Below are 25,411 nucleotides of genomic sequence, written 5' to 3'. Positions count from 1 at the left end.
TCAATTGCTACCGCGACGGTTCAGCCGCAGCGAGCCAGGTGGTGGTTCATTCAGTACGGCCCAGAAGATTCCCAGGTCGGAAATGGCGGCGACGAATTCCTTGAATTCCACGGGTTTGACCACATACGCGTTGACCCCTAGCTCGTAGGCGCGCAGCAGGTCGGGCTCTTCGCGGGACGAGGTCAGCATGACCGTGGGGATGCTACGTAGCTCGGCAGTGGCGCGCACTTCCTTGAGCACCTCCAGGCCGTCGACTTTGGGTAGCTTCAGGTCCAGCAGCATTACAGCAGGGTTGCCGTCATCACGATCGGCATAGGCGTTGCGGCGCAACAGGTAGTCCAGCGCCTCGGCACCGTCGCGCAGGACGATGACCTCGTTGGCCAACTGGCTACGCTCCAGAGCCAAAAGCGTCAGCTCCAGGTCTCGTGGATTGTCTTCGACCAGCAGGATGGGTTTGAGCATGATTGTTCAGGTGCCTCGGGTAGTCGCGGGTTGGCGCGGTAGAGAAAAGTGGAAACTGGCGCCATGGTCGATCTGGCCCTCGGCCCAGACACGGCCATCATGGCGCTCGATGATACGGCGTACGCTTGCCAGGCCAATCCCTGTGCCTTCGAACTCTTCCATGCGGTGCAGGCGCTGGAATACCCCGAAAAGCTTGTTGGCGTAGGCCATGTCGAAGCCCACGCCGTTATCGCGGATACAGATTTCGGTTTCTTCCGGATGTTGCTCGGCGCTGATCGAAATGCGCGCGGGCTCACGACCGCGGGTGTACTTGATGGCATTGGCGATCAGGTTGTGCAATGCCAGGTTGATGAATGCCGGGTCCCCGATCACCTTCGGCAGTGGTGCAATGTCCCAGATGATCTCGCGGCCTTGGTAATCGGGCGCCAGTTCGCTGCGGATAGCCTCGACCAGGGCGTTCAGGTCGACATCGGACATGCGCAGGGCAGAGCGGCCCATTTGCGAGAAGTTGAGCAAGTTGTCCACCAGGCTGCCGGCGAAATTGGCGGCTTCACCGATGTGCTGCAGGAAGCGCTGGCCACGCTCGCTCAACCCTGCGCCCTCGATTTCGCCGAGCAGCTCGGTATAGCCGGCAATGTGCCGCAGCGGCGCGCGCAGATCGTGGGAAACGCTGTACGAAAACGCCTCGAGTTCCTTGTTCGAGCGGCGCAGTTCACCGGCCAGCTGTGCCAACTCCTCGGCCTTGCGCAGCACAATGCCCAGCACCGCCGTGCGCAGATCCTGCACGCCCTCGACCACCAGTGGCTCCCAAGGTGCGCAGTAGCCATGCAGTCGCTCCTGCCAGCGCTCGAAACTGTGCCGCGGGTCGAGGTTGCCCTGTGGCCCCACCTGCTTGGTCGGCTGGCCTGCCCAATTCACCGTGCGTACCTGTTCGGGGCGGAACCACAGTAGGTAGTGCGAATGGATCTGCGAAATCGCAACGGCCAGCACGCCACCGGCATGGTCTGCCAGCTCGGGCAACTCGTCGATGTCGCGGCGCACGTTGTCGGTGCAAAATACATGTTCGTCGCCACGCTGGCTCAGCCAGTGCACCAGCGCCGTGACCTGGGCGGTGGGCGGCGTCTGGCCGAACAGGTCGCAGCGCTCTGCCGAGATCACCGCGGCGCCCTGGGCGTCGGCAAAGGTCAACAGGACGTCGGGCACGTCGCGCAGGCCATCGCTGACGCTGTCATGGTCGGCCATGGACGAAATCATGCGGACAATGTGCTGGCGCAACTCCAGTACCTTGCTGGTGCTGGCGTGCGACTCGCGGGACTCGACCTGCAACGACAGCACGCTGGCCAGCAGCTCGCAGGCGGTGCGCGTACGCAGGTCTACAGGCCTGGGCTGCTGATGGTGGCAAGAGATCAGCCCCCACAACTTGCCATCGGCCACGATCGACAATGACATCGACGCCAGGGTGCCCATGTTGCGCATGTACTGCAGGTGCACCGGTGAAACGCTGCGCAGTGTCGCAAAGCTCATGTCCAGCGCCTTGCCGGTACGCGGGTTGGCTGCCGGCAGCAGCGGCGAAGGCTGGTAGTTGGCGTCCTCGATCACGCGGATACGGTTGACCCGGTAGAGTTCGCGCGCCTGGCGCGGGATGTCCGAGGCCGGAAAGCACAACCCCAGGTAGCTGGGGTAGCCCGGGTCGGCGACCTCTGCCAGAACCTGGCCATTGCCTTCTGCATCGAAGCGGTAAGCCTTGACCCGGCCAAAACCGGTGATGCGCTTGAGTTGAGCCACCGTTTGCTGCAGCAGCTCTTCAAGGCTGCCGGCCAGGTGCAGGGTGCTGACGAAGTTGCGCACCAGCGGGTAGTAATCGCCTTGCCCGATGAGGTCGGACGGCAGCCGCGGTGGTTCGAATTCGGCGATCAGCACCTGATCGTGACGGTGGGCCAGCAGGTGCAAGGCGGCGGTGTGCGGTGCCCCTTCGCACAGGTGCACATCACCAATGTGAAAGGGGAATACTTCGTCTTCGGGTAACCGCGAAAGGTGCATGCGCAAGTCGAACCCGCCACTGACCAGCTCGGCGAAATGGCAACCGATAAGCTCCCTGGCCGGCTTGCCCAGCCACTGTTCGACGTTTTCACTGGCCTGGAGTACCCGCAAGTCGGCTTCGTCGACGACCACCAGGAAACCGTGGGGCTGGACGCTGCCGGGCACCTGGATCGGTTCCTGAGCGCAACGCTCCACGGCTTGGGCGAGCGTGCTATCTGCAGTCATCAATTGAAAGCTCCTGTCTTGTCGGTCCATGCTTGCCGCACGAGTTTGAGGCAGGATGATGGAGGTACACCTTATCAGAATATCGGCCCATTCGCCGGCTTCTGGCCATTTGAGGTCTGTGAGTCACGATGGGTTCTGCCCCTTGCAGGTTTTTTTTCATCGAACGCTATCGCTTTGTTGCTAATACCAAAAAACGGTCGGTTGCAGCTTTTGGCGCCGTGCCTCGCTGCTAGGCTCAACTGAGCATAGAGCGATAAGGACAACAAGGTGAAGGAGCGCTTACTGGCCGGGTTGTTTGGCCTGTTACTGAGCAACGCTGGGGCAGCGGCAGAATTCCTGGTGGAGGTGCGGGTGCTGGTGCAGCGCGGCTGCATGCTGGTTACCCAGGCCCGCGACGCGGGCGCGCAGGCTGCTGGGCGAATCGACCTGGGTGCTGCGCCGCGGCTGGATGGCCCGGCGGCACCGCTGGCCGGGGTGTTGCTGAGCCAGCGCCCGCCGCGCCTAGAGTGCAACCCCGACACGCCTTATCAAGTACAGGTCGACGGCGGCCAGCACGGCGGCACTGGCGACGTGCGTTTCCTGGCCAGCGACGACGCCCCGGGCCGGCCTATTCCTTATCGGCTCTATCGCGACGCGGCCTGGCGCGAGCCACTGCCAGTGAACGTTGCGCAGGCGGCCCGGGTGCCCGATAGCGGCTCGGCCGAATTGCCGCTGTATGCGCGAATCGACACGCTGGCCTGGGTGCCGAAAGCCGGCCTGTACGCCGACCTGTTGAAAGTCACGGTCACTTGGTGAGGATGCTGCCATGCACAAGGACGCGCAGCCATGAACCGCACCTCGATCCTGCTGTTGACCCTGGGGCCTTTACTGGTACCAGGCGGTGCAGCGCATGGCAGCGCCACTGGCTTCATTCAGGCGCGGCTGGTGATCAGCGCCGCCTGCCAGATCAGCAGCAACGAAGCGCAACCGGCGACCCTGGCCAACCCGGGCTTGCTGGACTTCGGCGAGCGGGGCCCGAACTGGGACCAGCCGCTGCGTAGCCGGGTGGATGAAGCGGGCGGCGAGGGCAGCCTGCAAATCAGTTGCACCCCCGAAGTGCGTGCATTCAACGTGCGCATCAATGGTGGCATGCATGGCGACGACGGCATTCGTCGCCTCAGCAACGGCAGCCAGCTGATTCCCTATCAGCTGGCAGTGGACCCGGGCGGTAACAGCCGTTACGGCATCGGCCAGGCACGGGCCTTCGTCATCAGCAGCACGCAACAGATACCGATCCCCATCTACGGCGTGGTGGTGGCGCAACCGCGTGCGCTGCCAGCCGGGCTGTACCGCGACACCCTCCGGGTGACCCTGGACTGGTAACCACGCAAGGAGACTCCGATGCGAACGAACCTTTCATGCTGCATCCTCGCCGGCCTGGGTTTGGCCCTGGCCACGCAGGCCCAGGCCGCCACGGTGACCGGGACCATCAACTCGACGCTGACCTTGACGGCGGCCTGCCAGGTGAATGGCAGTTCAGGCACCTCGGGGTTGAACTTCGGCTCGCTGGATTTCGGCACCCAGGATGCCTTGTTCACCACGGCCAACGCACAGGTGCTGGGTAGCGGTGGCGCGCTGAGCATTCTGTGCTCAGCGGGCACGGTGCCGGCGATTCGCGTGCGTGCAGGGTCGCATGATGGTCAATCGACCGGCGGCACCCGTGCACTGGCTGATGGCGCGGGGAATTTCGTGCCCTACGACTTCTATACCGACTCCGGGCGCACCACCGTGTTGGCCATCGATGGCACCATCACCCTGCCAACCAGTACCGGTGTGGCGCAAACCGTCAACCTGTACGGCCAGGCGCGTGGCAAGGCCGGGTTGCCAGCTGGGGTGTACACCGACACGGTAGCCGTCGAGTTGTCGTTCTGAGCCATGCGCCATTGGCTGACGGTGGGCCTGGCTGGCCTTGGTGCGCTACTGGCGGCGCCACTGGATGCGGCCACTACCAGCACCTTCACGGTCGCGGCGCAGGTCGCTGCCGGTTGCCTGGTGGTGGGCGGTGTCAGCCAGTATGGGGTGCTGAACTATGGCACCCAGTCGGCGTTGTCCACCAGCGTGCTCAGTACCTCGCTGGGCGGCACCACGGTGACCTTCCAGTGCACCCCGGGTGTGGCGGTGAGCATGAGCCTGGGCGGAGGCCAGAACAGTACCAGCGGCACGCGCTATCTGAAGAACACCAGCGGCAGCCAGGTCCTGGCCTACCAGTTGTACCGGGATGCCGCCTACAGCCAGCCGTTGGGCATAGGGCAGAGCGCCACCGTGAGCTACAGCGACGCCACGGCGATCAAGCTGCCGGTGTATGGGCGGGTTCAGCTGACCGGCAAGCTGCCGGCAGGGACTTATACCGATGTTGTGCAAGTGATGGTGACCTGGTGAACGCCAGCGGCGCCAATGACCAGTGCTAAGGAGAGCTTGATGGCAGTAGGCGCGAAGTGGGCGCAAGGGCTGATCGGGTTGTGGTGGTTGGCAAGCCTGCCGGCTGGTGCAGCCACCTCGGTGTTGATCTGGCCGATCGACCCGGTGCTGGAGGCCGACCAGAAGGCCGGCGCACTGTGGCTGGAGAACCGCGGTACCGAGGCTGCCAACTTGCAGGTGCGGGTGTTTGCCTGGCACCAAGGGCGTTACCAGGAGCAGTTCCAGGCCCAGCGCGAGATCATCGGCAGCCCCCCGGTGGCCAATATTCCCCCTGGACAGAAGCAATTGATCCGCCTGACCCGCACCGGCCCTTCACCTGCCGGCCAGGAAAAGGCCTATCGCATCATCATCGACGAAATTCCGCCGGCCATCCCGCTCGACAAGGCCGGCCCCGGCACCACGGCCGCCATTCGGCTGCAGATGCGCTATTCCGTACCGCTGTTCGTCTACGGCGAAGGGCTGTGGGGCAAGGCGGACCCCGAGGGCGGGCGCACCGCCGCCAGCATGGGCAAGCCCCAGTTGAGCTGGCGGCCTGTCACGGTGCAGGGCAAGCCTTATGTGGAACTGCGCAATACCGGCCCGGTGCATGCACGGCTGACCGACGTGGTGCTGCAGCAGGGCGGCCAACGCAAGGCGCTGGCCGAAGGTTTGCTGGGCTATGTGCTGCCGGGTGCGAGTATGCGTTGGCCGGCACCCGTGGCGCTCAATACAGGCAGTGTGCTGCAAGGCCGGGTCAACGGCCAGGCCACGGCCGGCACCCTACCCCAGGGGCAGTGAACCAGCACCAGAATGCAGCGCAGGGGCCAAGGAGGACCCGGCAATGGTTGGATACCGTGTGTGAAATGGCTAGCGCTGAGTTTGCGCCGCGGGTGCCTGCAGTTGGCCGTGCTTGGCCCAGCGCTGGCGCTGGCCGACGACCTGCCGCCGCCGCCCACGGAGCTGTCCGCCATCGCCGACGCCACGCTGTTCCTCGACCTGATGGTGAACCGCATGCCCAAGGCTGAGCTGGTGCCGGTGCAGCAGCGGGCCGGCCAGTTGTACCTGGACAGCGCCGTGTTGCGCGCGGCGGGTGTGACACTGCCCGGCGACCCGCAGGGCGAGGTCGCCCTCGACGCGGTGAGCGGGCTGCACGCCGATTACGACAGCCGGAACCTGCGGCTGTTGCTGCAAGTGCCGCCGGCCTGGTTGCCCGAGCAACAGGTCGGCGATCGTAACCTGTACCCGCCCAGCGATGCGCGGAGCAGCTTCGGCGCGTTGTTCAACTACGACCTGTACCTGAACGACACCGATGACGGCGGCACCTACCTGGCGGCCTGGAACGAACTGCGCGTGTTCGATGGCTGGGGCACCTTCGCCAGCACCGGGCAATGGCGCCAATCGTTCAATGGCGCGCAGGCCGACCCGGCAAGGCGGGGCTTCCTGCGCTACGACACCACCTGGCGCTTCACCGACGAGCAGCGCCTGTTGACCTACGAGGCCGGCGATTTCGTTACCGGGTCACTGCCCTGGACCCGTTCGGTACGGGTGGGCGGCGTGCAACTGTCGCGCGACTTCGCCGCGCGGCCGGACCTGGTCACTTACCCCTTGCCGGCGTTTGCCGGCGAAGCCGCGGTACCGACCTCGCTCGACCTGTTCATCAACGGCTACAAGGCCAGTTCCAACGAATTGCAGCCAGGCCCCTACACGCTGACCAACGTGCCGTTCATCAACGGTGCCGGCGAAGCGGTGGTGGTCACCACCGACGCCCTGGGCCGGCAGGTTTCCACCACCTTGCCGTTCTACGTCACCAGCAGCCTGTTGCAAAAAGGCCTGTCAGACTATTCGATAGCGGCCGGGAGCCTGAGGCGTGACTACGGTGTGCGGGACTTTGCCTACGGCGCGGGGGCGGCCAGCGCCAGCCTGCGCCATGGGGTAAGCGACACGTTCACCGTGGAAACCCACCTTGAAACCGCTGCCTCGCTGATGCTGGGTGGCCTGGGTGGCAACCTGCGGCTGGGCAACTTCGGTGTGCTCAATGCCGCGCTCGCGCAGAGCCGTTTCGACGGCGATCAGGGGCAGCAGGTCGCGCTGGGTTACCAATACAACAGCCAGCGCTTCGGTTTCAGCTACCAGCGCCTGCAACGCCGTGCCGACTATGCCGACCTAAGCCGGGTCGACACCCCGGACATACAGGCAAGCACACGCAGCGAGCAGGTCAGCCTCAGCCTCAACCTTGACAGGTACGGCAACGTCGGTGCCGGCTACTTCGACGTGCGCGCTGCAGACGGCACGCGTACCCGGCTGATCAACCTGAGCTACAGCAGGCCGTTGTCAGGCAGCAGCAGTGTGTACCTGTCGGCCAACCGCGAAATCGCTGGCGGGCAGTGGGCCGTGCAGGCGCAACTGGTGATTCCGTTCGACACCCATGGCACGCTGGCGCTAGGCCTGGAACGCAGCAACACCGGTGAAACCCTGCAGCGGGTCAATTACGGGCGCGCCGTGCCGGTAGGCAGCGGCGTGGGCTATAACCTCGGCTATGCCCAGGGTAGCGACCGCGATGCCTATCGCCAGGCCGATGTGACCTGGCGCTTGCAGTCGGTACAGCTACAGGCCGGCGTATATGGCAGCAGCGGCGCAACGACCCGCTGGGCCGATGCCAGTGGTTCGCTGGTATGGATGGATGGGCTGTTCGCCGCCAACCGGATCGACGACGCTTTCGTCGTGGTCAGTACCGACGGCTATGCCGATGTACCGGTGCGCTATGAAAACCAGGAGGTCGGCCGTACCGACGCCGGCGGCCACCTGCTGGTGCCGTACAGCAGTGGTTACTACCACGGCAAGTACGAGATCGACCCCATGGACCTGCCGCCCGATGTGCTGGCGCCGAATGTGGAGCAGCGTGTGGCCGTGCGCCGCGGGAGTGGCTACCTGCTGGAGTTCCCGCTGAAACGGGTACTGGCGGCGAGCATCGAGCTGGTTGATGCCAGCCAGCAGCCGCTGAAACTGGGCAGCCGGGTGACCCACGAGCAATCGGGCAGCCAGGCTGTGGTCGGTTGGGACGGGCTGGTGTACCTGGAGAACCTGTCGCCACGCAACCGCCTGCAGGTCGCGCTGGAGGGGGGCGGGCGCTGCCAGGTCGAGTTCGACTTCCCCGAAGCGCAAGGTTCGATCCCGTTGCTTGGGCCGTTGGTGTGCCGATGACGGCCTGGCAGCGGGGCCTGCTGGCAAGCTTGCTGTGGTTGCCCATGGGGGCCGCCTGGGGGTTGTGCTCATCGGTGGCGACCCTGCCGGCCGCGTTCGGCAGCCTCAATTCCACGCAGGTGCGCACCACGGCACAGAACGCCTCGACCCTGAACTCGGGGTTGCAGTGCACAGGGTCGCTGCTGAGCGTGCTGAGCAACAGCGACCATTTCTATCTCACTATCACGTCGCCCAGCAGCGGCCTGGTAGGCCCGACGGGGGATGTGATTCCTTACACGGTGTACGGCGACAACACCACCAATTACCCGATTGCCCGCGGCGTGGCCTATGACTTCGCCCGTACCGGCATTCTCGACCTGTTGGGTTTGCTCGGCGGCACCACCCCCAAATCGGTGCCGCTGTACATGCGCACCCAGGTGGGCAGCAATGTCGCCGCTGGCCTGTACCAGGAAACCCTGACCATTGCCTGGAGCTGGGACTACTGTTCGGGCGTTGGCTTGCTCGGCGCCTGCCTTGGGCGCGACATCGGTTCAGGCAGCAAAACCCTGACCGTGAGCCTGACAGTGACCAACGATTGCCAGATCACCACGCCCAACATCAACTTCGGCAGTGCCCCGGTGGTGGCAGGGTTCGCCACGGTCAGCCAGAGCCTGAGTGTGTCGTGCACCAAGGGCAGCAACTACACGGTTGGCCTGGACGACGGGCAGAACGTGGCCAATGGCAGGCGGCGCATGAAATCTACCACCAGCAATTACCTGGCATACGACATTTTCAAGGGTGCCGGTACGGTGCGGTGGGGCGCGGTTGGTGCGGCACGCCGCGCGAGCACTGATGCGGATGTGAACCCCGGTGCCGGTACCGGCACCGGCAGCCAGATGTTCAACTACAACGCCAAGGTCTACACCGACCAGGCCACGCCGCCCGCGGCCAGCTATGCCGACAGTGTGATCCTGGATGTGCAGTTTTGAAGGTGTGCGCCAGCCGCGGGGTCAGCGCAAGTCGCCAAGCATGCCTGCCAGCGTCTCCAGCACGGCGCCGGCCAGTGCCTTGGAGCGCGCGCCCGACCAGCCGGTGGCGGCGTTGGGCGCATCATCATGGTCCTTGAATGGCATTTCCAGGGTCAGCGACAGGCAGTCGTACGCCATGCCCACCGCATTGCAGGCCAGGGTGGTGTTCGCCTGGCCAGGCTCGTCGCGGGTGTAGCCATGTACCGTCTGGAAGTCGCGGGTAAGGCTGCACAGGGTGCTGCGGAACTGCGCCTCAAGCTTTGCCAGCCTGGGTGTGTAGCCTGGGTTGCCCTCGCACGCCGCCGTGAATACATGGGGGATTTCTTCATCACCGTGCACGTCGATGAAGGCGTCCACACCATATTGCTTCATCTGCGCCTGGGCGAAGAACACTTCCGGGGTGAGTTCGACACTGGCGTCCTGCCAGGCACGGTTGAGGTCCTTGCCTTTGAAGTTGGTGCGCAGATGGCCAAGGAAGGCGCCGTCGGGGTTCATGTTGGGGATCAGGTACAGATCGGCTTTGCCCAGCAGTTGCTGGATCACCGTGTCGTTAGCCTGCAGGCGGTCTATCACGCCCTCCATGAACCATTCGGCCATGTGCTCGCCGGGGTGTTGCTGGGCGATCAGCCATAGCTTGCGCTTGCCCTCGGCACCATCACCCGCCCGTAGCAGGGGAATGTCCCGGCCTTGCACGCTGCGGCCGCTGGCCAGCAATTCGACACCGGGCAGTTGCCGGGCCCGCTCGATCAACTGGTTATGGCGAGCGCGCGGGTAAGGTTCGAAGTAGGCGAACCAGACCTGCGGCTGCTCAGCCTTGAGCTCGAACGAAAGCGCGCTGCCATCGAACTGGCTGGGTACCCGGAACCAGCGTTGCTGGTCGTAACTGGCAACGGCGTTGTAGCCGCTCCAGGCATGCTTGTACGAAGCGCCAGAGGCGTTGTCGAGGCTGAAGCGGTGGACCTGGCCCGGCGTCAGCCCGCTGACCCTGAAGTGGAACCACTGGTAATGGTCGCTGTGGGTGTCCGGGCGGATGGCCAGGCGCACCTGCGCCGGGTTGCTGGCATCCAGTACCTGGATATTGCCAGAATCGAAATCGCAGTCGATGTGCAGGGGGGACAGCGTTACGCTCATGGGCCGGGCTCCTTTGTGGGCATTGTTGTAGGCGTACTGTACACGGCTTGGCCGTGCAAAGTGGCGCTCGGTCCCATGCCCCCCCTGCAGAGTGTCTCAGTCCCAATCAGGGGCAAGGCCCGGCGGGCTGACTTCACGGCCATTGCGTTCCAGCGTGGCGATGCGTGCCATGTCCTGGTCATCCAGCTTCAGGCTACGGGCCAACAGGTTGCTGGCCAGGTTCTCGCGCTTGGTCGACGAGGGGATCACCGCGTAGCCCAGTTGCAGTGCCCAGGCCAGGGCAACCTGGGCCACGGTGGCCTTGTGCTTGGTGGCGATCTCGGTCAGCACCGGGTCCTTCAGCACCTTGCCGTAGGCCAAGGTCATGTAGGACGTGATAGTGATGCCTTGCGCCTCGAGATAGGCAGCCAGCTTGCTGTTCTGCAAGTACGGGCTGAGCTCGATCTGGTTGGTGGCGATTTCGCCTTTGCCCACCACCTCGATGGCTTGCTCGGTCAACGCGATATTGAAGTTCGACACCCCGATCTGGCGGGTCAGGCCCGCTTTCTTGACCTCGGCCAAGGCGGCCATGTAGGCGGGCAGGTCAACGCCGTTGCCCGGGGCTGGCCAGTGGATGAGCAACAGGTCCACGTAGTCGGTGCGCAGTTTTTTCAGGCTTTCCTTCAAGCTGTCTTGCAGCTTGTCATGGGCATAGTTGTCGACCCAGATCTTGGTGGTAATGAACAACTCACCGCGTGGTACACCGCTCTCGGCGATGGCCTGGCCGACCTCTGCTTCGTTCTTGTAGACCTGCGCGGTGTCGATGGCCCGGTAGCCCAGCTTGAGGGCGGCCTTGACCGAGTCGATGACCGTCTGGCCTGTGAGGCGAAAAGTACCGAGACCAAAAGATGGAATGCTCATGAGGTGGCTCCTGCTAGGTGAGGGAAGGGGCTGGAATTCAGCCAGGGGGGCAGCCCCGTCCGTTGTTTGAGTGTGGAGCAGTGTGCAAGTTTGATGCGATTTGATTAAGGCGGGGTTCGACCAAGGACATTTGATCCCCAGGCAAAAAAGGGCGCAGGCGTGGGTGGGCTGGGAGGAAGCTGGGGCAGGGTTGAGCGGTACCGGCGGGTACAAATGAAACGGCCCGCCATTGCGGCGGGCCGTGGTGTTGCAGGTGGCAATCAGCGGCGACGGAACAGCGGCAGCGGCTCGTCGGTAGCGGCCTGGTAGGTCACCGAGAAGTCCTTGAGGCCCTGCAATGCGTCTTCCGGGTCCTTGTCGGCACGGATGGCGAATGCATCGAAACCGCAACGGGCCATGTAGAACAATTGGTCGCGCAGTACGTCACCAATGGCACGCAGCTCGCCCTTGAAGCCGTAGCGGTCACGCAGCAGGCGCGCGTTGGAGTAGCTGCGCCCGTCGGTGAAGGCGGGGAAGTTCAAGGCGATGACCTGGAAGTACTGCACGTCTTCACCGATTTCTTCGGCTTCCTGGTCGCTGTCCAGCCACACGCCAAGGCCGCCGTCGCGGGCCTTGAGCACATGGGCATGGTCACGCCACATCTGCAGCGGAACGATGTAGTCGTCGCAGTTGGTCAGCTCGTCGAAAGACGTTTCCTTGGGCAGCAGGTGCCAGGTTTCGTCGACGATCTGATTGTTCTTAATGATTCGCTGCATAGACGCGTTCCTTGAAGGGGTCGATACCGATACGCTGGTAGGTGTCGATGAAACGCTCTTCCTCGGTACGTTGCTCGACGTACACCGCGATCAGCTTTTCGATCACATCGGCCATGTCATCCTGGGCGAAGGACGGGCCGAGGATCTTGCCCAGGCTTGCGCCGCGTGCAGCGTTGCCGCCCAGCGACACCTGGTAGAACTCCTCACCTTTCTTGTCCACGCCGAGGATGCCGATGTGGCCCACGTGGTGGTGGCCGCAGGCGTTCATGCAGCCGGAAATGTTCAGGTCGATTTCGCCGATGTCGAACAGGTAGTCCAGGTCGTCGAAGCGGCGCTGGATGGACTCGGCAATCGGGATCGACTTGGCATTGGCCAGCGAGCAGTAATCACCGCCCGGGCAGCAGATGATGTCGGTCAGCAGGCCGATGTTCGGGGTGGCGAAGCCGCTTTCGCGCAATTCCAGCCACAGCGCGTGCAGTTGGCGCTGCTCGACATCGGCCAGGATGATGTTCTGCTCGTGCGAAGTACGCAGGAAGCCGAAGCTGTAGCGCTCGGCCAGGTCGGCCACCGCGTCCAGCTGCTTGTCGGTCAGGTCACCCGGGGCCACGCCGGTGGGTTTGAGCGACAGGGTAACGGCCACGTAACCCGGCCGCTTGTGAGCGCGGGTGTTGCGCGAGCGCCAGCGGGCGAAGCCAGGGTACTCGGCGTCCTGGGCGGCGAAGTCGACGTTGTCCAGGGCCAGGTATTCGGGGTCGACGAAGTGGCGCGATACCCGCTGCACTTCGGCTTCGGTCAGGGTAGTGCTGCCGCCACGCAGGTGGACCATTTCGGCCTCGACCTTTTCGGCGAACACTTCCGGGGTCAGGGCCTTGACCAGGATCTTGATCCGCGCCTTGTACTTGTTGTCACGGCGACCGTAACGGTTGTACACGCGCAGGATGGCGTCGAGGTAGCTGATCAGGTCTTGCCACGGCAGGAATTCGTTGATGAACGAGCCGACCACCGGGGTACGCCCCAGGCCGCCGCCTACCAATACGCGGAAGCCCAGCTCACCGGCCGCATTGCGCACCGGCTCCAGGCCGATATCGTGCACTTCGATGGCGGCACGGTCTTCCTGCGAGCCATTGATGGCAATTTTGAACTTGCGCGGCAGGAAGGCGAATTCCGGGTGGAAGGTGGTCCACTGGCGCACAATTTCGCACCATGGCCGTGGGTCGATGACCTCGTCTGCAGCAACCCCGGCGAACTGGTCGGTGGTGGTGTTGCGCAGGCAGTTGCCGCTGGTCTGGATCGCGTGCATCTGCACTTTGGCCAGCTCGGCAAGGATGTCTGGAACATCTTCCAGCGCCGGCCAGTTGTACTGCACGTTCTGCCGGGTGGAAATGTGGGCGTAGCCCTTGTCGTAGTCGCGGGCGATCTTGGCCAGGGTGCGAACCTGGGTGGCGTTCAGCTGGCCGTACGGCACGGCGACACGCAGCATCGGCGCGAAACGTTGGATGTATAGGCCGTTCTGCAGGCGCAGAGGGCGGAATTCTTCTTCGCTCAGCTCACCGGCCAGGTAGCGGCGGGTCTGATCACGGAACTGCTTGACGCGGTCCTCGATGATCCGCTGATCGTACTCGTCGTATACGTACATAAAAGTCCTGTCTCAGGCATGCAGCTATTCGCGCGCACGGCCGCGCACTCCGGTACGGAGCCGGGGAACGATAGCAGGTTGCGTTTATGCGCTAAAGTGATGTTTTTGCATATGAAAAGAACCAAATGGACTATGTGAGACTGACTGCCATTTGTGCCCAGTATACCGGCGCGGCGGGTATAATCCGCGGTTTGCGTTACAGGGATGCCAGCCCATGTTGAAGGCGTTGTGCCAAAGCATTTGTCTTGCCTTGCCGCTGGCGGCGAGCGCACAACCGGCTTCGGTGGTGTTCCTCAACCCGGGGCTGTCCAGTGAGACGTTCTGGAACAGCTACAGCCGGTTCATGCAGGCCGCCGCCCAGGAGCTGGGCATGACCCTGCGCGTGCAATACACCGAGCGCAGTGCCGACCAGGCGTTGACCCAGGCAAGGGCGATACTCACCGCGCCGCAGCGGCCCGATTACCTGATAGTGGTCAACGAGCAATACGTGGCGCCGGAAATCCTGCGCCTTTCGCGCGGCACTGGGGTGAAGCTGCTGCTGGTGAACAATGGCCTCACGGCCAGCCAGGAGCGCAGCATCCTGGCCCAGCCCGACAAGTTTGCCGCGCCACTGGGCACACTGACCAGCAATGACGAACAGGCGGGTTTCGAGATGTTGCATCAGATGGTCGCGCGATTGCCACGTGGCCATGGCCCGGTAGAGTTGCTGGCGTTTGTCGGCGTCAAGACCACGCCGGCCTCGCAACTGCGCGAGCAGGGTATGCGCAGGGCGCTGGCCGATTTCCCCCAGGTGCGCCTGCGTCAGGTGGTGTATGGCGGCTGGAGCCGACAGCGGGCCTACGAGCAGGCGCAGCTGCTGCTGCAGCGTTACCCGAACATCGGCCTGGTGTGGTCGGCCAATGACGAAATGGCCTTCGGCGCCATGCAAGCTTTCCAGGAAGCCGGCCATACGCCGGGGCGTGACGTGCTGTTCGGTGCTGTGAACAGCTCGCCCGAGGCGCTGCGTGCGCGCATCGACGGCCGCCTGAGCGTGCTGTTGGGTGGGCATTTCACCCTCGGTGGCTGGGCCATGGTGATGCTGCACGATGATGCCCAGGGGCTGGCGCTGAACCGTGATGGCTTGCGTGTACACACGGCGCCGGTCATGCAGGTGATTGACCCGGCCAAGGCCAGGCGTTGGCTGAAACTGCTGGAGCGGGACGACTATGGCGTGGATTTTCAGCGTTACAGCGCCGAAGGGCGGCCTGCCAGTTACCAATACCCGTTTTTGACGTCGCCGGTCGAATATTGAAAGACCCTGCTTGAGAGAAGGGCATTGCTCGTCTTAACTGCTGGTTGTGAAGTGCATTCCCATAACCACTACAAGAGGCAATGCAATGGGAAACTCAACCAAGGTCCGCAAAGCTGACAGCAGTGTCGATGCCTGGGCGATCCTCTGCCTGATCGTGCTGGTGGTCGTCACCGCCGTTTACTGGGTCAGCCACCAGTGACTTGAACCTTCCGACCGTGATGCAGCCACGGCGCCTGCGGCAGCCATTGCGCAGGTGTTGTGCTTTGCGGCCCCGTGATTAACGCGCGGTAAGGTGTAGCGCCAGTTGCACCAGGCCAATCAGCACGGCAATGAACACCAAGGTGAACAGTGTGCCCATGACGATGAAATGGCTTGCCTTGCCATGGGTGAAGTCGCGGGCGCGGTTCTTGCCGCTTTGCACGCCGAAGGCGGCGGCGAGGATGCTGTGCAGCATCTGCCAGAAGGTCGGCGGTTTGCCTTGGCTGGAATCGTCCATGGTGGCTCCTGAATAATCAGAGGCAATCAGGGACAGTGTAGGTGGGGTTTGCCGCTACCGTGCAACCCGTTCGCGACCCGAGCCCGCGCCTGCCGAAGCAACCGGGCCCGGGCAGCCGCAACCGGGTGTCGCGAAGGGCCGCAAGGCGGCCCCGGCAGACTCAGCTGTCGTAACCCAGGTTAGGGGCCAGCCAGCGCTCGCTGACGCTGACATCCTGGCCTTTACGCGCGCTGTAACACTCGATCTGGTCCTTGTCGACCTTGCCCACGGCAAAGTACTGCGCCTGCGGGTGGGCGAAGTACCAGCCACTGACCGCCGCGGCCGGGAACATCGCGAAGTGCTCGGTGAGGAACACGCCGCTTGGCCCGGTTTCGCCAATGGCCGTGCCATCGAGCAGGCGGAACAGGGTCTCTTTTTCGGTATGGTCCGGGCAGGCCGGGTAGCCCGGTGCCGGGCGGATGCCGCGGTACTGCTCCTTGATCAGCGCTTCGTTGTCCAGTTGCTCGTCGCGGGCATAACCCCAGTGTTCCTTGCGCACCTGTTCGTGCAGCCATTCGGCACAGGCTTCGGCCAGGCGGTCGGCCAGGGCCTTGACCATGATCGAGCTGTAGTCGTCGCCTTTGTCCTGATACGCCTTGGCCACTTCCTCGGCACCAATGCCGGCCGTGGTGATGAAGCCCCCCACGTAATCGGTCACGCCGCTGCCTTTGGGCGCGACGAAGTCGGCCAGCGACCAGTTGGCCTTGCCGTCCGGCTTGATGGTTTGCTGGCGCAGGTGGTGCAGGGTGGCCAAGGTCTGGCCATCTGCACCGTAGACTTCGATATCGTCATCGGCGACCTGGTTGGCCGGCCAGAAGCCGAACACCGCCCGGGCACTGATCAGCTTTTCGTCGATCAGCTTGTCGAGCATTTCGCGGGCATCGTTGTACAGCGCCGTGGCCGCTTCGCCGACCACCTCGTCGGTGAGGATGCGCGGGAACTTGCCGGCCAGGTCCCAGGAAATGAAGAACGGTGTCCAGTCGATGTATTCGGCCAAGGTGCGCAGATCGATGTCTTCCAGCACCTTCACGCCGGTGAAGGAGGGTACCGCTGGCTGGTAGCCGGCCCAATCGTATTGCGGCTTGGCGGCGATGGCCTGGGCGTAGCTCAGGCGCTCGGTACGGGCACTGCGGTTGGCGGTGCGTTCGCGTACTTCCACGTACTCCTGGCGGGTCCGCTCGATGAAACCTGGCTTGAGCTCCCTGGACAGCAGCTGGGTAGCCACGCCAACCGCGCGCGAGGCGTCGGTGACGTAGACCACGGCATCGTTGCTGTACTTCGGTTCGATCTTGACGGCGGTATGCGCCTTGGACGTCGTGGCGCCCCCGATCATCAGCGGCAGCGTGAAGCCCTGGCGCTGCATTTCGCGGGCAACGTGGACCATCTCGTCCAGCGACGGCGTGATCAGGCCGGAGAGGCCGATGATGTCGCACTTTTCGTCGCGAGCGGTTTGCAGAATTTTCTCGGCCGGCACCATCACGCCAAGGTCGACGATATCGTAACCGTTGCAGCCCAGCACCACGCCAACGATGTTCTTGCCGATGTCGTGCACGTCGCCTTTCACCGTGGCCATCAGGATCTTGCCTTTGGCTTCGGGCTTGTCACCTTTCTCGGCCTCGATGAAGGGGATCAGGTGCGCCACTGCCTGCTTCATCACCCGGGCCGACTTGACCACCTGGGGCAGGAACATCTTGCCCGCGCCGAACAGGTCCCCGACCACGTTCATGCCGTTCATCAGCGGGCCTTCGATCACTTCGATCGGGCGTGCGCACTGCTGGCGGCACGCTTCGGTGTCCTCGACGATGAATGCGGTAATGCCCTTGACCAGCGCGTGCTCCAGGCGTTTTTCCACCGGCAGCGAGCGCCACTCTTCGTTTTCCACCTCCTTGGTGGCGCCGCCGCCGCGGTAGTCTTCGGCGATTGCCAGCAGGGCGTCGGTACCGTGCGGGGTGCGGTTGAGCACCACGTCCTCGACCTTTTCGCGCAGCGCAGCGGGAATTTCGTCGTAGATTTCCAGCTGGCCGGCGTTGACGATACCCATGGTCAGGCCGTTCTGGATCGCGTGGTAGAGGAACACCGAGTGGATCGCCTCACGCACCGGGTTGTTGCCACGGAACGAGAACGACACGTTGGACACACCGCCCGAGCTCAGCGCATGCGGCAGGTGGTCGCGAATGTAGGCACAGGCTTCGATGAAATCGACGGCGTAGTTGTTGTGCTCTTCGATACCGGTGGCGACGGCGAAGATATTCGGGTCGAAGATGATGTCTTCCGGCGGGAAGCCCACTTCGTTGACCAGGATGTCGTAACTGCGCTGGCAGATTTCCTTCTTGCGCGCAGCCGTGTCGGCCTGGCCCACTTCGTCGAAGGCCATGACCACCACGGCGGCGCCGTAGCGTTTGCACAGGCGGGCATGGTGCTTGAACTGCTCCACGCCTTCTTTCATGGAAATGGAGTTGACGATGCCCTTGCCCTGGATGCACTTCAGGCCCGCCTCGATCACTTCCCACTTCGACGAGTCGATCATGATCGGCACGCGCGAGATGTCCGGTTCGCCAGCGATCAGGTTGAGGAAGCGGACCATGGCGGCCTGGGAGTCGAGCATCCCTTCGTCCATGTTGATGTCGATCACCTGGGCGCCGGCTTCGACCTGCTGCAGGGCGACTTCCAGGGCTTCGGTGTAGTTCTCTTCACGGATAAGCCGGGCGAACTTGGCGGAGCCGGTGATGTTGGTACGCTCGCCAACGTTCACGAACAGCGACTGGCGGTCGATGGTGAACGGCTCCAGGCCCGACAGGCGGCAGGCCTTGGCGATTTCCGGAATCTCGCGTGGCGGGTATTTGGCGACCGCTTCGGCAATCGCCTGGATGTGGCCTGGGGTGGTACCGCAGCAACCGCCGATGATGTTGAGGAACCCGCTGGCGGCGAACTCCTCGACCACCGCGGCCATTTCGGCAGGGCTTTCGTCGTATTCACCGAAGGCGTTGGGCAGGCCGGCGTTGGGGTGTGCCGAGACATGGGTGTCGGCCTTGGTCGACAGTTCTTCCAGGTACGGGCGCAGGTCCTTGGCGCCCAGGGCGCAGTTCAGGCCCACGGAAATCGGCTTGGCGTGGCGTACCGAGTTCCAGAACGCTTCGGTGGTCTGGCCCGACAGGGTGCGCCCGGAGGCATCGGTAATGGTGCCGGAGATCATGATCGGCAGTTCGATGCTGTCTTCCTCGAACACCTGTTGCACGGCGAAGATCGCCGCCTTGGCGTTGAGGGTGTCGAAGATGGTCTCGATCAGGATCAGGTCGGCGCCGCCTTCGATCAGGCCACGGGTGGCCTCCACATAGTTGACCACCAGCTCGTCGAAGGTGACGTTGCGGTAGCCAGGGTCGTTGACGTCCGGTGAAATCGAGCAGGTGCGGCTGGTAGGGCCGAGCACGCCAGCAACGAAGCGCGGCTTGTCGGGGGTTTCCAGCGTCTTGGCATCGGCCACCTGGCGGGCAATGCGCGCACCTTCGACGTTCAGCTCGTAAACCAGCGATTCCATGCCGTAGTCGGCCTGGGAGATTTGCGTGGCATTGAAGGTGTTGGTTTCGAGAATATCCGCGCCCGCATCCAGGTAGGCTTTCTCGATGGCAGCGATCACGTCTGGGCGGCTGAGCAGCAACAAATCGTTGTTACCCTTGACATCGCTTGGCCAATCGGCGAAACGCGTGCCACGATAGTCGTGTTCCTCGAACCGGTAGCTTTGGATCATAGTGCCCATGCCGCCGTCGAGGATCAGGATGCGCTCTTTGAGGGCGTTCTGGAGTGCTTGGAGACGAGCGCTGCGGTCGGACATAGGAACTACCTGGTCGGGCGAATATCAGAAGGGGCCGAATCATAACAAAGCTGCGCGGTTTTTAGGTGCATCGCCCATTTCCATGAATTCTGCTCATGTTGGCCTAGCCGGTGAAAAACGGTGGCCAAGGACGACCAGGCAACAAATCGTGATGGCTTCAAGAACCAGGACTTTCCGCACATGGTGCAACGTATCCTTGCCGGCGCTTTCGCCCTGCTCCTCAGTGGCGCGGTGCTTGGGCAAGCTCCCCAGTCGAGCCCGGCCATATCCTACACCCGGGACATTCAACCCATTTTCACCGAGAAATGCGTGGCCTGCCACGCCTGCAACGATGCCGCCTGCCAACTGAAGCTGGAAAGCCCCGAAGGCGCAGTACGCGGGGCCAGCAAGGTTCCGGTGTACCAGGGCGAACGCAGCCAGGCAGTGCCCACCACGCGGCTGTTCTACGACGCCCACAGCGAGAGCGAGTGGCGCAAGAAAGGCTTCTACTCGGTGCTCGACAACCAGGGCAGCCAGGCCGCGCTGATGGCGCGCATGCTCGAACTGGGGCACAAGACGCCACTCACGCCCAATGCCAAGGTGCCTGACGAGATCGTCCTGGGCCTGAACCGCAACAACATGTGCCCCTTGCCCCATGAGTTCGATGCCTACGCCGGCGCCCATCCCAGGGAAGGCATGCCGCTGGCCGTGACCGGGTTGACGGACCAGGAATACGACACCATGCGCCGTTGGCTGGCCGCCGGCGCGCCGGTCGAATACCAGCCGATCCAACCCAGCGCTGCCGAAGCCCGGCAAATCGCCGAATGGGAGGAACTGCTCAACCGCCCGGGCTCCACCGAAGCACTGGTTGGCCGCTGGCTGTACGAGCACCTTTTCCTGGCGCATATCTATTTTACAGGGGGTGAGCAGGGCCATTTCTTCCAGTGGGTGCGCTCGCGTACGCCAAGCGGCCAGCCAGCAGACATCATCGCCACGCGGCGGCCCAACGACCCGCCCGGTACCGACTTCTACTACCGGTTGATCCCGGTGCAGGGCGTGATCGTGCACAAGACGCACATCACCTACCCAATGGGGCCGCAAAAGCTCAAGCGGGTGAAGCAGCTGTTCTATGCCGGTGACTGGCATGCCAGCGCGCTGCCCGGCTATGGCCCACGCCACCGCGCCAACCCGTTCGAAACCTTCGAGGCCATCCCGGCGGTGGCGCGCTACCAGTTCATGCTGGATAACGCCGAGTACTTCGTGCGCACCTTCATCCGCGGGCCTGTCTGCCGGGGGCAGATCGCCACCGACGTGATTCGCGACAACTTCTGGGCGTTGTTCCAGGAGCCCGCGCACGACCGCTACATCACCGATGCGCACTACCGCGGCGAAGCCACGCCGTTGCTGGCCATGCCAGGCCAGAACGACGACGTGGGCAGTGTGCTGAGCCTGTGGCACGCGTACCGCGACAAGCGCAACGCGTATGAAAAGCTGCGCCGGGAAGCCTATGCCGAGCTGCCGGCCCCAGGCTGGGCGACGCTGTGGGCCGGTAACGACAATGCCTTGCTGAGCATATTCCGTCATTTCGACAGCGCCTCGGTCACCAAGGGCCTGGTCGGCGACGTGCCCCTTACCGTCTGGCTGTTCGACTACCCGCTGCTCGAACGCACCTATTACCAGCTGGCAGTCAATTTCGATGTGTATGGCAACGTGTCCCACCAGTTGCAGACGCGCCTGTACTTCGACCTGATCCGCAACGGTGCCGAGGTCAATTTCCTGCGCCTGATGCCGGCAGACCAGCGCAAGGCGATTCTTGGCGACTGGTACCAGAACAGCGGCAAGGTCAAGATGTGGCTGGACTACGAGGACATCGACAGTGACACGCCGAGCGGTATCAAGCTTGACCCGCGCAACCCCACGCGCGACTTCGGCCTCAAGCTGTTGCAGCGCACCGGCAGCCTGAATGCCGCGCCCGACCCGATCAACCGCTGCCAGGGCGCCTTCTGCTCGCGGCCGCAAATGAGCGAAGAGTTCCGCAATGCCGAGCAGTCGCTAAGCCGCCTGGTCTCGCGCCCGGCGGCCGGGCTGAAGGTGATCAACCAGCTGCCCGAGGCGACGATGTTGCGCATCGAAGGGCAGGGCGGCCAGCGCCAGGTGTACAGCCTGCTACGCAACCGCGCGCACAGCAACGTGGCCTTCCTGCTTGGCGAGGCCTATCGCTACCAGCCTGGCCTGGACACCCTGACCCTGTACCCCGGTGTGCTCAGCAGTTACCCCAACTTCATGTTCAACATCCCGACCAAGGATGTGCCGGAATTCGTCGAGGACATGGAGTACGCGAAGGACGATGCGGCGAAGTTCGAACGCATTGTCATGCGCTGGGGCGTGCGCCGCAGCCACCCAGAGTTCTGGCGCTACTTCCATGACCTGAACAGCTTCATCAAGGAAACCGAGCCGCTCGAGGCCGGGGTGCTGGACATGAACCGCTACGAAAACCTCTGATCGGTTTGGCTGACCTTTCCGATACACCTGCGGTCGGAAAGGGTTAGGTGGCCTGTATCGGTGCTCACGCAGCCGATACGGGCCTCAATGCACCGAAAAGCGCAGGTTCTTTCATGTTGTATTCGCTTCAGGCATTGCGGGCGTTCGCCGCTTGGGTGGTGGTCTGCCACCATTTCATGCAGATCTTCTTCGATTTCCATGCCACGGGCCCCGTCGGCCAATTGCTCACTGACCGGGGCGCCGTGGGCGTGGACATCTTCTTCGTGATCAGTGGGCTGGTCATCTACCTGTCGACCTGCGACAAGCCGGTCGAGCCGCGCCAGTTTCTGCTCAACCGGGTGCTGCGCATCGTTCCCGCCTACTGGTTCTATACGGCCCTGATGGCCTTGCTGTTGCTGGCGTTTAGCCAATGGATGCCGCACCAGGTGTTCAGTTGGCATCACCTGCTGCTGTCGCTGCTGTTCATCCCGGCGGAGAACCCCGGCGGTTATGGCCTGTATCCCACCTTGAACGTGGGCTGGACGCTGAACTTCGAAATGTTCTTCTACCTACTGTTCGGCCTGGCTTTCCTTGTGCGCAAACGGCACCACCTGTTGCTGGTGGCTGGCGCCTTGCTGCTGGTCAGCGAGGTGCTGGGGCGGTTTGGCTTGCTCAGCCGCTTTTACAACAACGACATCATCTATGAGTTCCTGCTCGGCATCGGCCTTGGGGTCTTGTACCGCCATGGGCTGATCCGCCAGGGCCGGGTGCTGGCGTTGCTGTTGCTGGGGGCGGCAGGCCTGGCCATCTATCACCTCGATGCATCGCAGCGTTTGCTGCATTGGGGCGTGCCGAGCGCAATGATCGTGCTGGCCTTCATCGCCCTGGAACCGATGTTCAAAGGCAACCGGCTGCTCAAGGCGCTGGGCGACTGCTCGTATTCCGTGTACCTGATCCATGTGCTGGTGCTGTATGCCGGCTGGTTCGCCAGCCAGCGGCTGCAGTTGAATCCTTACTGGGTATTCGCCGTGTGCGTGCCGTCCATTGGACTAATGTCGTGGTTCAGCTATTGCTGGCTGGAACGTGGCCTGTACCGGCGCATGCAGGCGTGGCTGGCGGCGCCGCGAGGGGGCGAGCCGGCCTATGCGCTTTCCCGAGTCAAATACTAGGACTTTGTTCGATGCGCCGGTTGGCGTACACTTGGCGGCAAGTCTGTGAGGAACCTACATGAGCGCTATAACCATTACCGACGCCGCCCATGACTACCTGGCCGATCTGCTCTCCAAGCAGAACACGCCTGGCATCGGCATTCGTATTTTCATCACCCAGCCGGGCACCCAGTACGCCGAAACCTGCATCGCCTACTGCAAGCCGGGCGAAGAGAAGCCTGACGACACCGCCGTTGGCCTCAAGAGCTTTACCGCTTACCTGGATGCGGTCAGCGTGCCGTTCCTGGAAGATGCCCTGGTCGATTACGCCACCGACCGCATGGGTGGCCAGCTGACCATCAAGGCGCCGAACGCCAAGGTGCCGATGGTCAATGAAGACAGCCCGATCAACGAGCGTATCAACTACTACCTGCAGACCGAGATCAACCCTGGTCTGGCCAGCCATGGCGGCCAGGTCAGCCTGGTAGATGTAGTGGACGACGGCATTGCTGTGCTGCAGTTTGGCGGTGGTTGCCAAGGGTGCGGCCAGGCTGACGTAACTTTGAAAGAAGGCATCGAGCGCACCCTGCTCGAGCGTATCCCGGAGCTGAAGGGCGTGCGTGACGTGACTGACCACAGCCAGAAAGAAAACGCCTACTACTAAGCCTTCCGGCAGCTGCTGGGCTGCAGCAGCACCGTTGCCTTGGCTCATGCTTGCTCTGGCTGCGTTGCAGCCCGATCGCGACACGAGGCCGCGCCTGAACAGGCCGCTAAAGTCCGCACACTTAGCAATAAAGTGTTACGTTTTCAAGCCCTGCGACAACAGGCCGCAGCCCGTATTTCAAGGGCTGCAGGCCTTACCTGCCCAAGTCGGGTAGAACCCCTCTGGGTGTCATGCCAGAATGCCCCGGTTTTTTCGACCGGCCCGTCCCGAGGGCCGGCACCTTCCCTGTAAAGGATGGTTTCATGAATGATCTATATAGCCGGCGGGCAGTCGTCGCCGGCATGGGCGTTCTCGGGCTCGGCCTGCTGGCGGGCTGCAGCCCGGCGCGGGGGCTCGAGTTCAAGTACGGCAAGAACATGAGCAACGAGATCCTCGGGCGCAAGTTCAGCCTCAAGGACCCGCAAGGCAACGTGCGTACCCTGTCGAGCTTCTACGGCAGCATGCCCATGATTTTCTTCGGTTTCACCCAGTGCCCGGCGATCTGCCCGACCACGCTGGCGCGTGCGGCGCAGATACGCAAGACGCTGCGCGGCCGCGACCGCGACCTGTTCCAGGTGGTGTTCATCACCCTGGACCCGGAGCGCGACACCCCCGAGGTGCTCGATGCCTACGTCAAGGCCTTTGACCCCACGTTCATCGCACTGACCGGCACCCCCGAAGAAATTGCCGCAGTAGCCAAGGAATTCAAGGTGTTCTACGAGAAAGTCCCGGCCGGGGACACCTACACCATTTCTCATTCGTCCACCAGCTACGTCTACGATACACGTGGCACCCTGCGCCTGAGCCTGGGCCATTCCCTGACAGCCAAGGAATGCGCCGAAGACCTGGTCACCCTGATGGAGATCTGCTGAATGTTGATGCAACCGATCAAACGCGGCTTGGCTGCCCTGGCCCTTGCCGGGCTGGCACTGCCGGCCCTGGCCCAGACCACCGTGAGTGAAGCCTGGGTGCGTGCCAGCGTGCCGCACCAGCAGTCCACCGGCGCATTCATGACCCTGACCGCCAGCAGCGACAGCAAGCTGGTGAGCGTGGCGTCGCCAGTTGCCAAGACCGTTCAGGTACACGAAATGACCATGAACGGCGATGTGATGGGCATGCGTGAGGTGAAGGCTGTCGAGCTACCCGCGGGCAAAGCCGTTACGCTGGACCCGAATGGGCTGCATGTGATGCTGATGGGCCTGAACGGCCAGGTCAAGGAAGGCGAAAAAGTACCGCTGAGCCTGACCATCGAAGACGCCACAGGCGCCAAGGAAACCTTGGAAGTGCAGGCTGAAGTGCGCGCGCTCACCGCCGAGGCGGGCGGCGGCCACGACCACATGCACATGCAGCACTGACAGGTTCCAGCAAGGCAGCCTTGGCGCGCCGGTCAACTGCGAAACTTGGGCAGTGGCCGGTCGAGGGTCAGCGAGGTCAAGGTCTTGCGGACTTGCGCCTCGTCGGCTTCCAGCGCCCGTAAACTCGCGCGAATCTTGCCTGCGGCGGGCACATCGCCCTGCCGGTCGATCCAGTCGGCAATCTCCTTGCACGCGCTACTCAGGCAGGCCTGGCGCTGGTTCATCAGCGACAGTAGGGTGGTGAGCTCTCTTTGGGACATGGCAGGATCCTCCGTTCAGCCCTGTTAGTGTAGCAGT

Annotated in this window: 22 protein-coding genes; 13 read left to right on the top strand and 9 right to left on the bottom strand. The window is 63.2% G+C overall.

Going from position 1 to position 25,411, the window contains the following annotated elements; genetic code table 11:
* Positions 1-462, bottom strand: a complete 462-nt coding sequence (locus FPB55_RS15800) for a response regulator (RefSeq protein ID WP_009685925.1) — start codon at positions 460-462, stop codon at positions 1-3.
* 6 nt (positions 463-468) lie between these two features.
* Positions 469-2,727: an ATP-binding protein gene (locus tag FPB55_RS15795; protein ID WP_054889819.1), complete on the bottom strand. Its 2,259-nt coding sequence runs from the start codon at positions 2,725-2,727 to the stop codon at positions 469-471.
* Between the two features lie 267 nt (positions 2,728-2,994).
* Here FPB55_RS15795 and FPB55_RS15790 point away from each other — a divergent pair, with 267 nt between their 5' ends.
* From FPB55_RS15790 to FPB55_RS15760, 7 genes are read left to right on the top strand one after another with little or no spacing between them, the layout of a single operon-like run.
* Positions 2,995-3,522, top strand: a complete 528-nt coding sequence (locus FPB55_RS15790) for a spore coat U domain-containing protein (protein WP_009685923.1) — start codon at positions 2,995-2,997, stop codon at positions 3,520-3,522.
* 30 nt (positions 3,523-3,552) lie between these two features.
* Entirely contained in the window at positions 3,553-4,089 is a 537-nt protein-coding gene (locus FPB55_RS15785) for a spore coat U domain-containing protein (protein ID WP_029886960.1), read from the top strand.
* Between the two features lie 18 nt (positions 4,090-4,107).
* Complete coding sequence (locus FPB55_RS15780) at positions 4,108-4,638, top strand: spore coat U domain-containing protein (protein WP_009685920.1); 531 nt, start codon at positions 4,108-4,110, stop codon at positions 4,636-4,638.
* Between the two features lie 3 nt (positions 4,639-4,641).
* On the top strand, positions 4,642-5,145 hold the full coding sequence (locus tag FPB55_RS15775; RefSeq protein ID WP_009685919.1) for a spore coat U domain-containing protein: 504 nt from the start codon (positions 4,642-4,644) through the stop codon (positions 5,143-5,145).
* Positions 5,146-5,184: 39 nt separating this feature from the next.
* Positions 5,185-5,961, top strand: a complete 777-nt coding sequence (locus FPB55_RS15770; protein WP_144188632.1) for a molecular chaperone — start codon at positions 5,185-5,187, stop codon at positions 5,959-5,961.
* A gap of 60 nt (positions 5,962-6,021) precedes the next feature.
* The gene (locus tag FPB55_RS15765) at positions 6,022-8,364 is read left to right on the top strand and encodes a fimbria/pilus outer membrane usher protein (protein ID WP_144188630.1); all 2,343 of its coding nucleotides are present in this window, start codon (positions 6,022-6,024) and stop codon (positions 8,362-8,364) included.
* Positions 8,361-9,332, top strand: a complete 972-nt coding sequence (locus FPB55_RS15760) for a spore coat U domain-containing protein (RefSeq protein ID WP_144188628.1) — start codon at positions 8,361-8,363, stop codon at positions 9,330-9,332. The genes FPB55_RS15765 and FPB55_RS15760 overlap by 4 nt, the downstream gene beginning before the upstream one ends.
* Before the next feature lie 21 nt (positions 9,333-9,353).
* Here the strand turns inward: FPB55_RS15760 and FPB55_RS15755 are convergent, their stop codons facing one another.
* The 4 genes from FPB55_RS15755 to FPB55_RS15740 all read right to left on the bottom strand — a co-directional run bounded on the left by FPB55_RS15755 (position 9,354) and on the right by FPB55_RS15740 (position 13,793).
* A complete protein-coding gene (locus FPB55_RS15755; RefSeq protein ID WP_110677749.1) occupies positions 9,354-10,502 on the bottom strand; it encodes a M14-type cytosolic carboxypeptidase in 1,149 nt (382 codons plus the stop codon).
* Positions 10,503-10,598: 96 nt separating this feature from the next.
* Positions 10,599-11,402: a 2,5-didehydrogluconate reductase DkgB gene (gene dkgB, locus FPB55_RS15750; protein WP_144188626.1), complete on the bottom strand. Its 804-nt coding sequence runs from the start codon at positions 11,400-11,402 to the stop codon at positions 10,599-10,601.
* Between the two features lie 260 nt (positions 11,403-11,662).
* Entirely contained in the window at positions 11,663-12,157 is a 495-nt protein-coding gene (locus FPB55_RS15745; RefSeq protein ID WP_009685913.1) for a DUF934 domain-containing protein, read from the bottom strand.
* A complete protein-coding gene (locus FPB55_RS15740; RefSeq protein WP_009685912.1) occupies positions 12,141-13,793 on the bottom strand; it encodes a nitrite/sulfite reductase in 1,653 nt (550 codons plus the stop codon). The genes FPB55_RS15745 and FPB55_RS15740 overlap by 17 nt, the downstream gene beginning before the upstream one ends.
* Before the next feature lie 214 nt (positions 13,794-14,007).
* On the opposite strand from FPB55_RS15740, the gene FPB55_RS15735 reads away from it, so the two are divergent.
* Complete coding sequence (locus tag FPB55_RS15735; RefSeq protein WP_009685911.1) at positions 14,008-15,084, top strand: ABC transporter substrate-binding protein; 1,077 nt, start codon at positions 14,008-14,010, stop codon at positions 15,082-15,084.
* A gap of 277 nt (positions 15,085-15,361) precedes the next feature.
* Here the strand turns inward: FPB55_RS15735 and FPB55_RS15730 are convergent, their stop codons facing one another.
* Both FPB55_RS15730 and metH read right to left on the bottom strand, forming a co-directional pair.
* The gene (locus FPB55_RS15730; protein ID WP_009685910.1) at positions 15,362-15,580 is read right to left on the bottom strand and encodes a DUF2970 domain-containing protein; all 219 of its coding nucleotides are present in this window, start codon (positions 15,578-15,580) and stop codon (positions 15,362-15,364) included.
* A gap of 160 nt (positions 15,581-15,740) precedes the next feature.
* The gene (gene metH / locus FPB55_RS15725) at positions 15,741-19,448 is read right to left on the bottom strand and encodes a methionine synthase (protein WP_144188624.1); all 3,708 of its coding nucleotides are present in this window, start codon (positions 19,446-19,448) and stop codon (positions 15,741-15,743) included.
* 180 nt (positions 19,449-19,628) lie between these two features.
* Here metH and FPB55_RS15720 point away from each other — a divergent pair, with 180 nt between their 5' ends.
* The 5 genes from FPB55_RS15720 (at position 19,629) to FPB55_RS15700 (ending at position 25,114) form a co-directional block, all read left to right on the top strand.
* A complete protein-coding gene (locus FPB55_RS15720) occupies positions 19,629-21,929 on the top strand; it encodes a fatty acid cis/trans isomerase (RefSeq protein ID WP_033691013.1) in 2,301 nt (766 codons plus the stop codon).
* A 113-nt stretch (positions 21,930-22,042) separates the two neighbouring features.
* Positions 22,043-23,077: an acyltransferase gene (locus tag FPB55_RS15715; RefSeq protein WP_009685907.1), complete on the top strand. Its 1,035-nt coding sequence runs from the start codon at positions 22,043-22,045 to the stop codon at positions 23,075-23,077.
* Between the two features lie 58 nt (positions 23,078-23,135).
* Positions 23,136-23,720 carry a Fe-S biogenesis protein NfuA gene (nfuA, locus tag FPB55_RS15710; RefSeq protein WP_003250416.1) on the top strand — a complete coding sequence of 195 codons (585 nt, stop codon included), beginning with the start codon at positions 23,136-23,138 and terminating at the stop codon, positions 23,718-23,720.
* Positions 23,721-24,022: 302 nt separating this feature from the next.
* On the top strand, positions 24,023-24,631 hold the full coding sequence (locus FPB55_RS15705) for an SCO family protein (protein ID WP_009685906.1): 609 nt from the start codon (positions 24,023-24,025) through the stop codon (positions 24,629-24,631).
* Complete coding sequence (locus FPB55_RS15700; protein ID WP_009685905.1) at positions 24,632-25,114, top strand: copper chaperone PCu(A)C; 483 nt, start codon at positions 24,632-24,634, stop codon at positions 25,112-25,114.
* A gap of 32 nt (positions 25,115-25,146) precedes the next feature.
* Here FPB55_RS15700 and FPB55_RS15695 read toward each other — a convergent pair whose 3' ends face one another.
* Positions 25,147-25,374, bottom strand: a complete 228-nt coding sequence (locus FPB55_RS15695; protein ID WP_029884913.1) for a hypothetical protein — start codon at positions 25,372-25,374, stop codon at positions 25,147-25,149.
* Positions 25,375-25,411 lie beyond the last annotated feature (37 nt).

The sequence above is a fragment of the Pseudomonas sp. BJP69 genome, from assembly GCF_007633355.1.
Taxonomy (GTDB): domain Bacteria; phylum Pseudomonadota; class Gammaproteobacteria; order Pseudomonadales; family Pseudomonadaceae; genus Aquipseudomonas; species Aquipseudomonas juntendi.
Note: the sequence above shows the minus strand (reverse complement) of the source record. Positions and strands in the feature narration are given on the sequence as shown.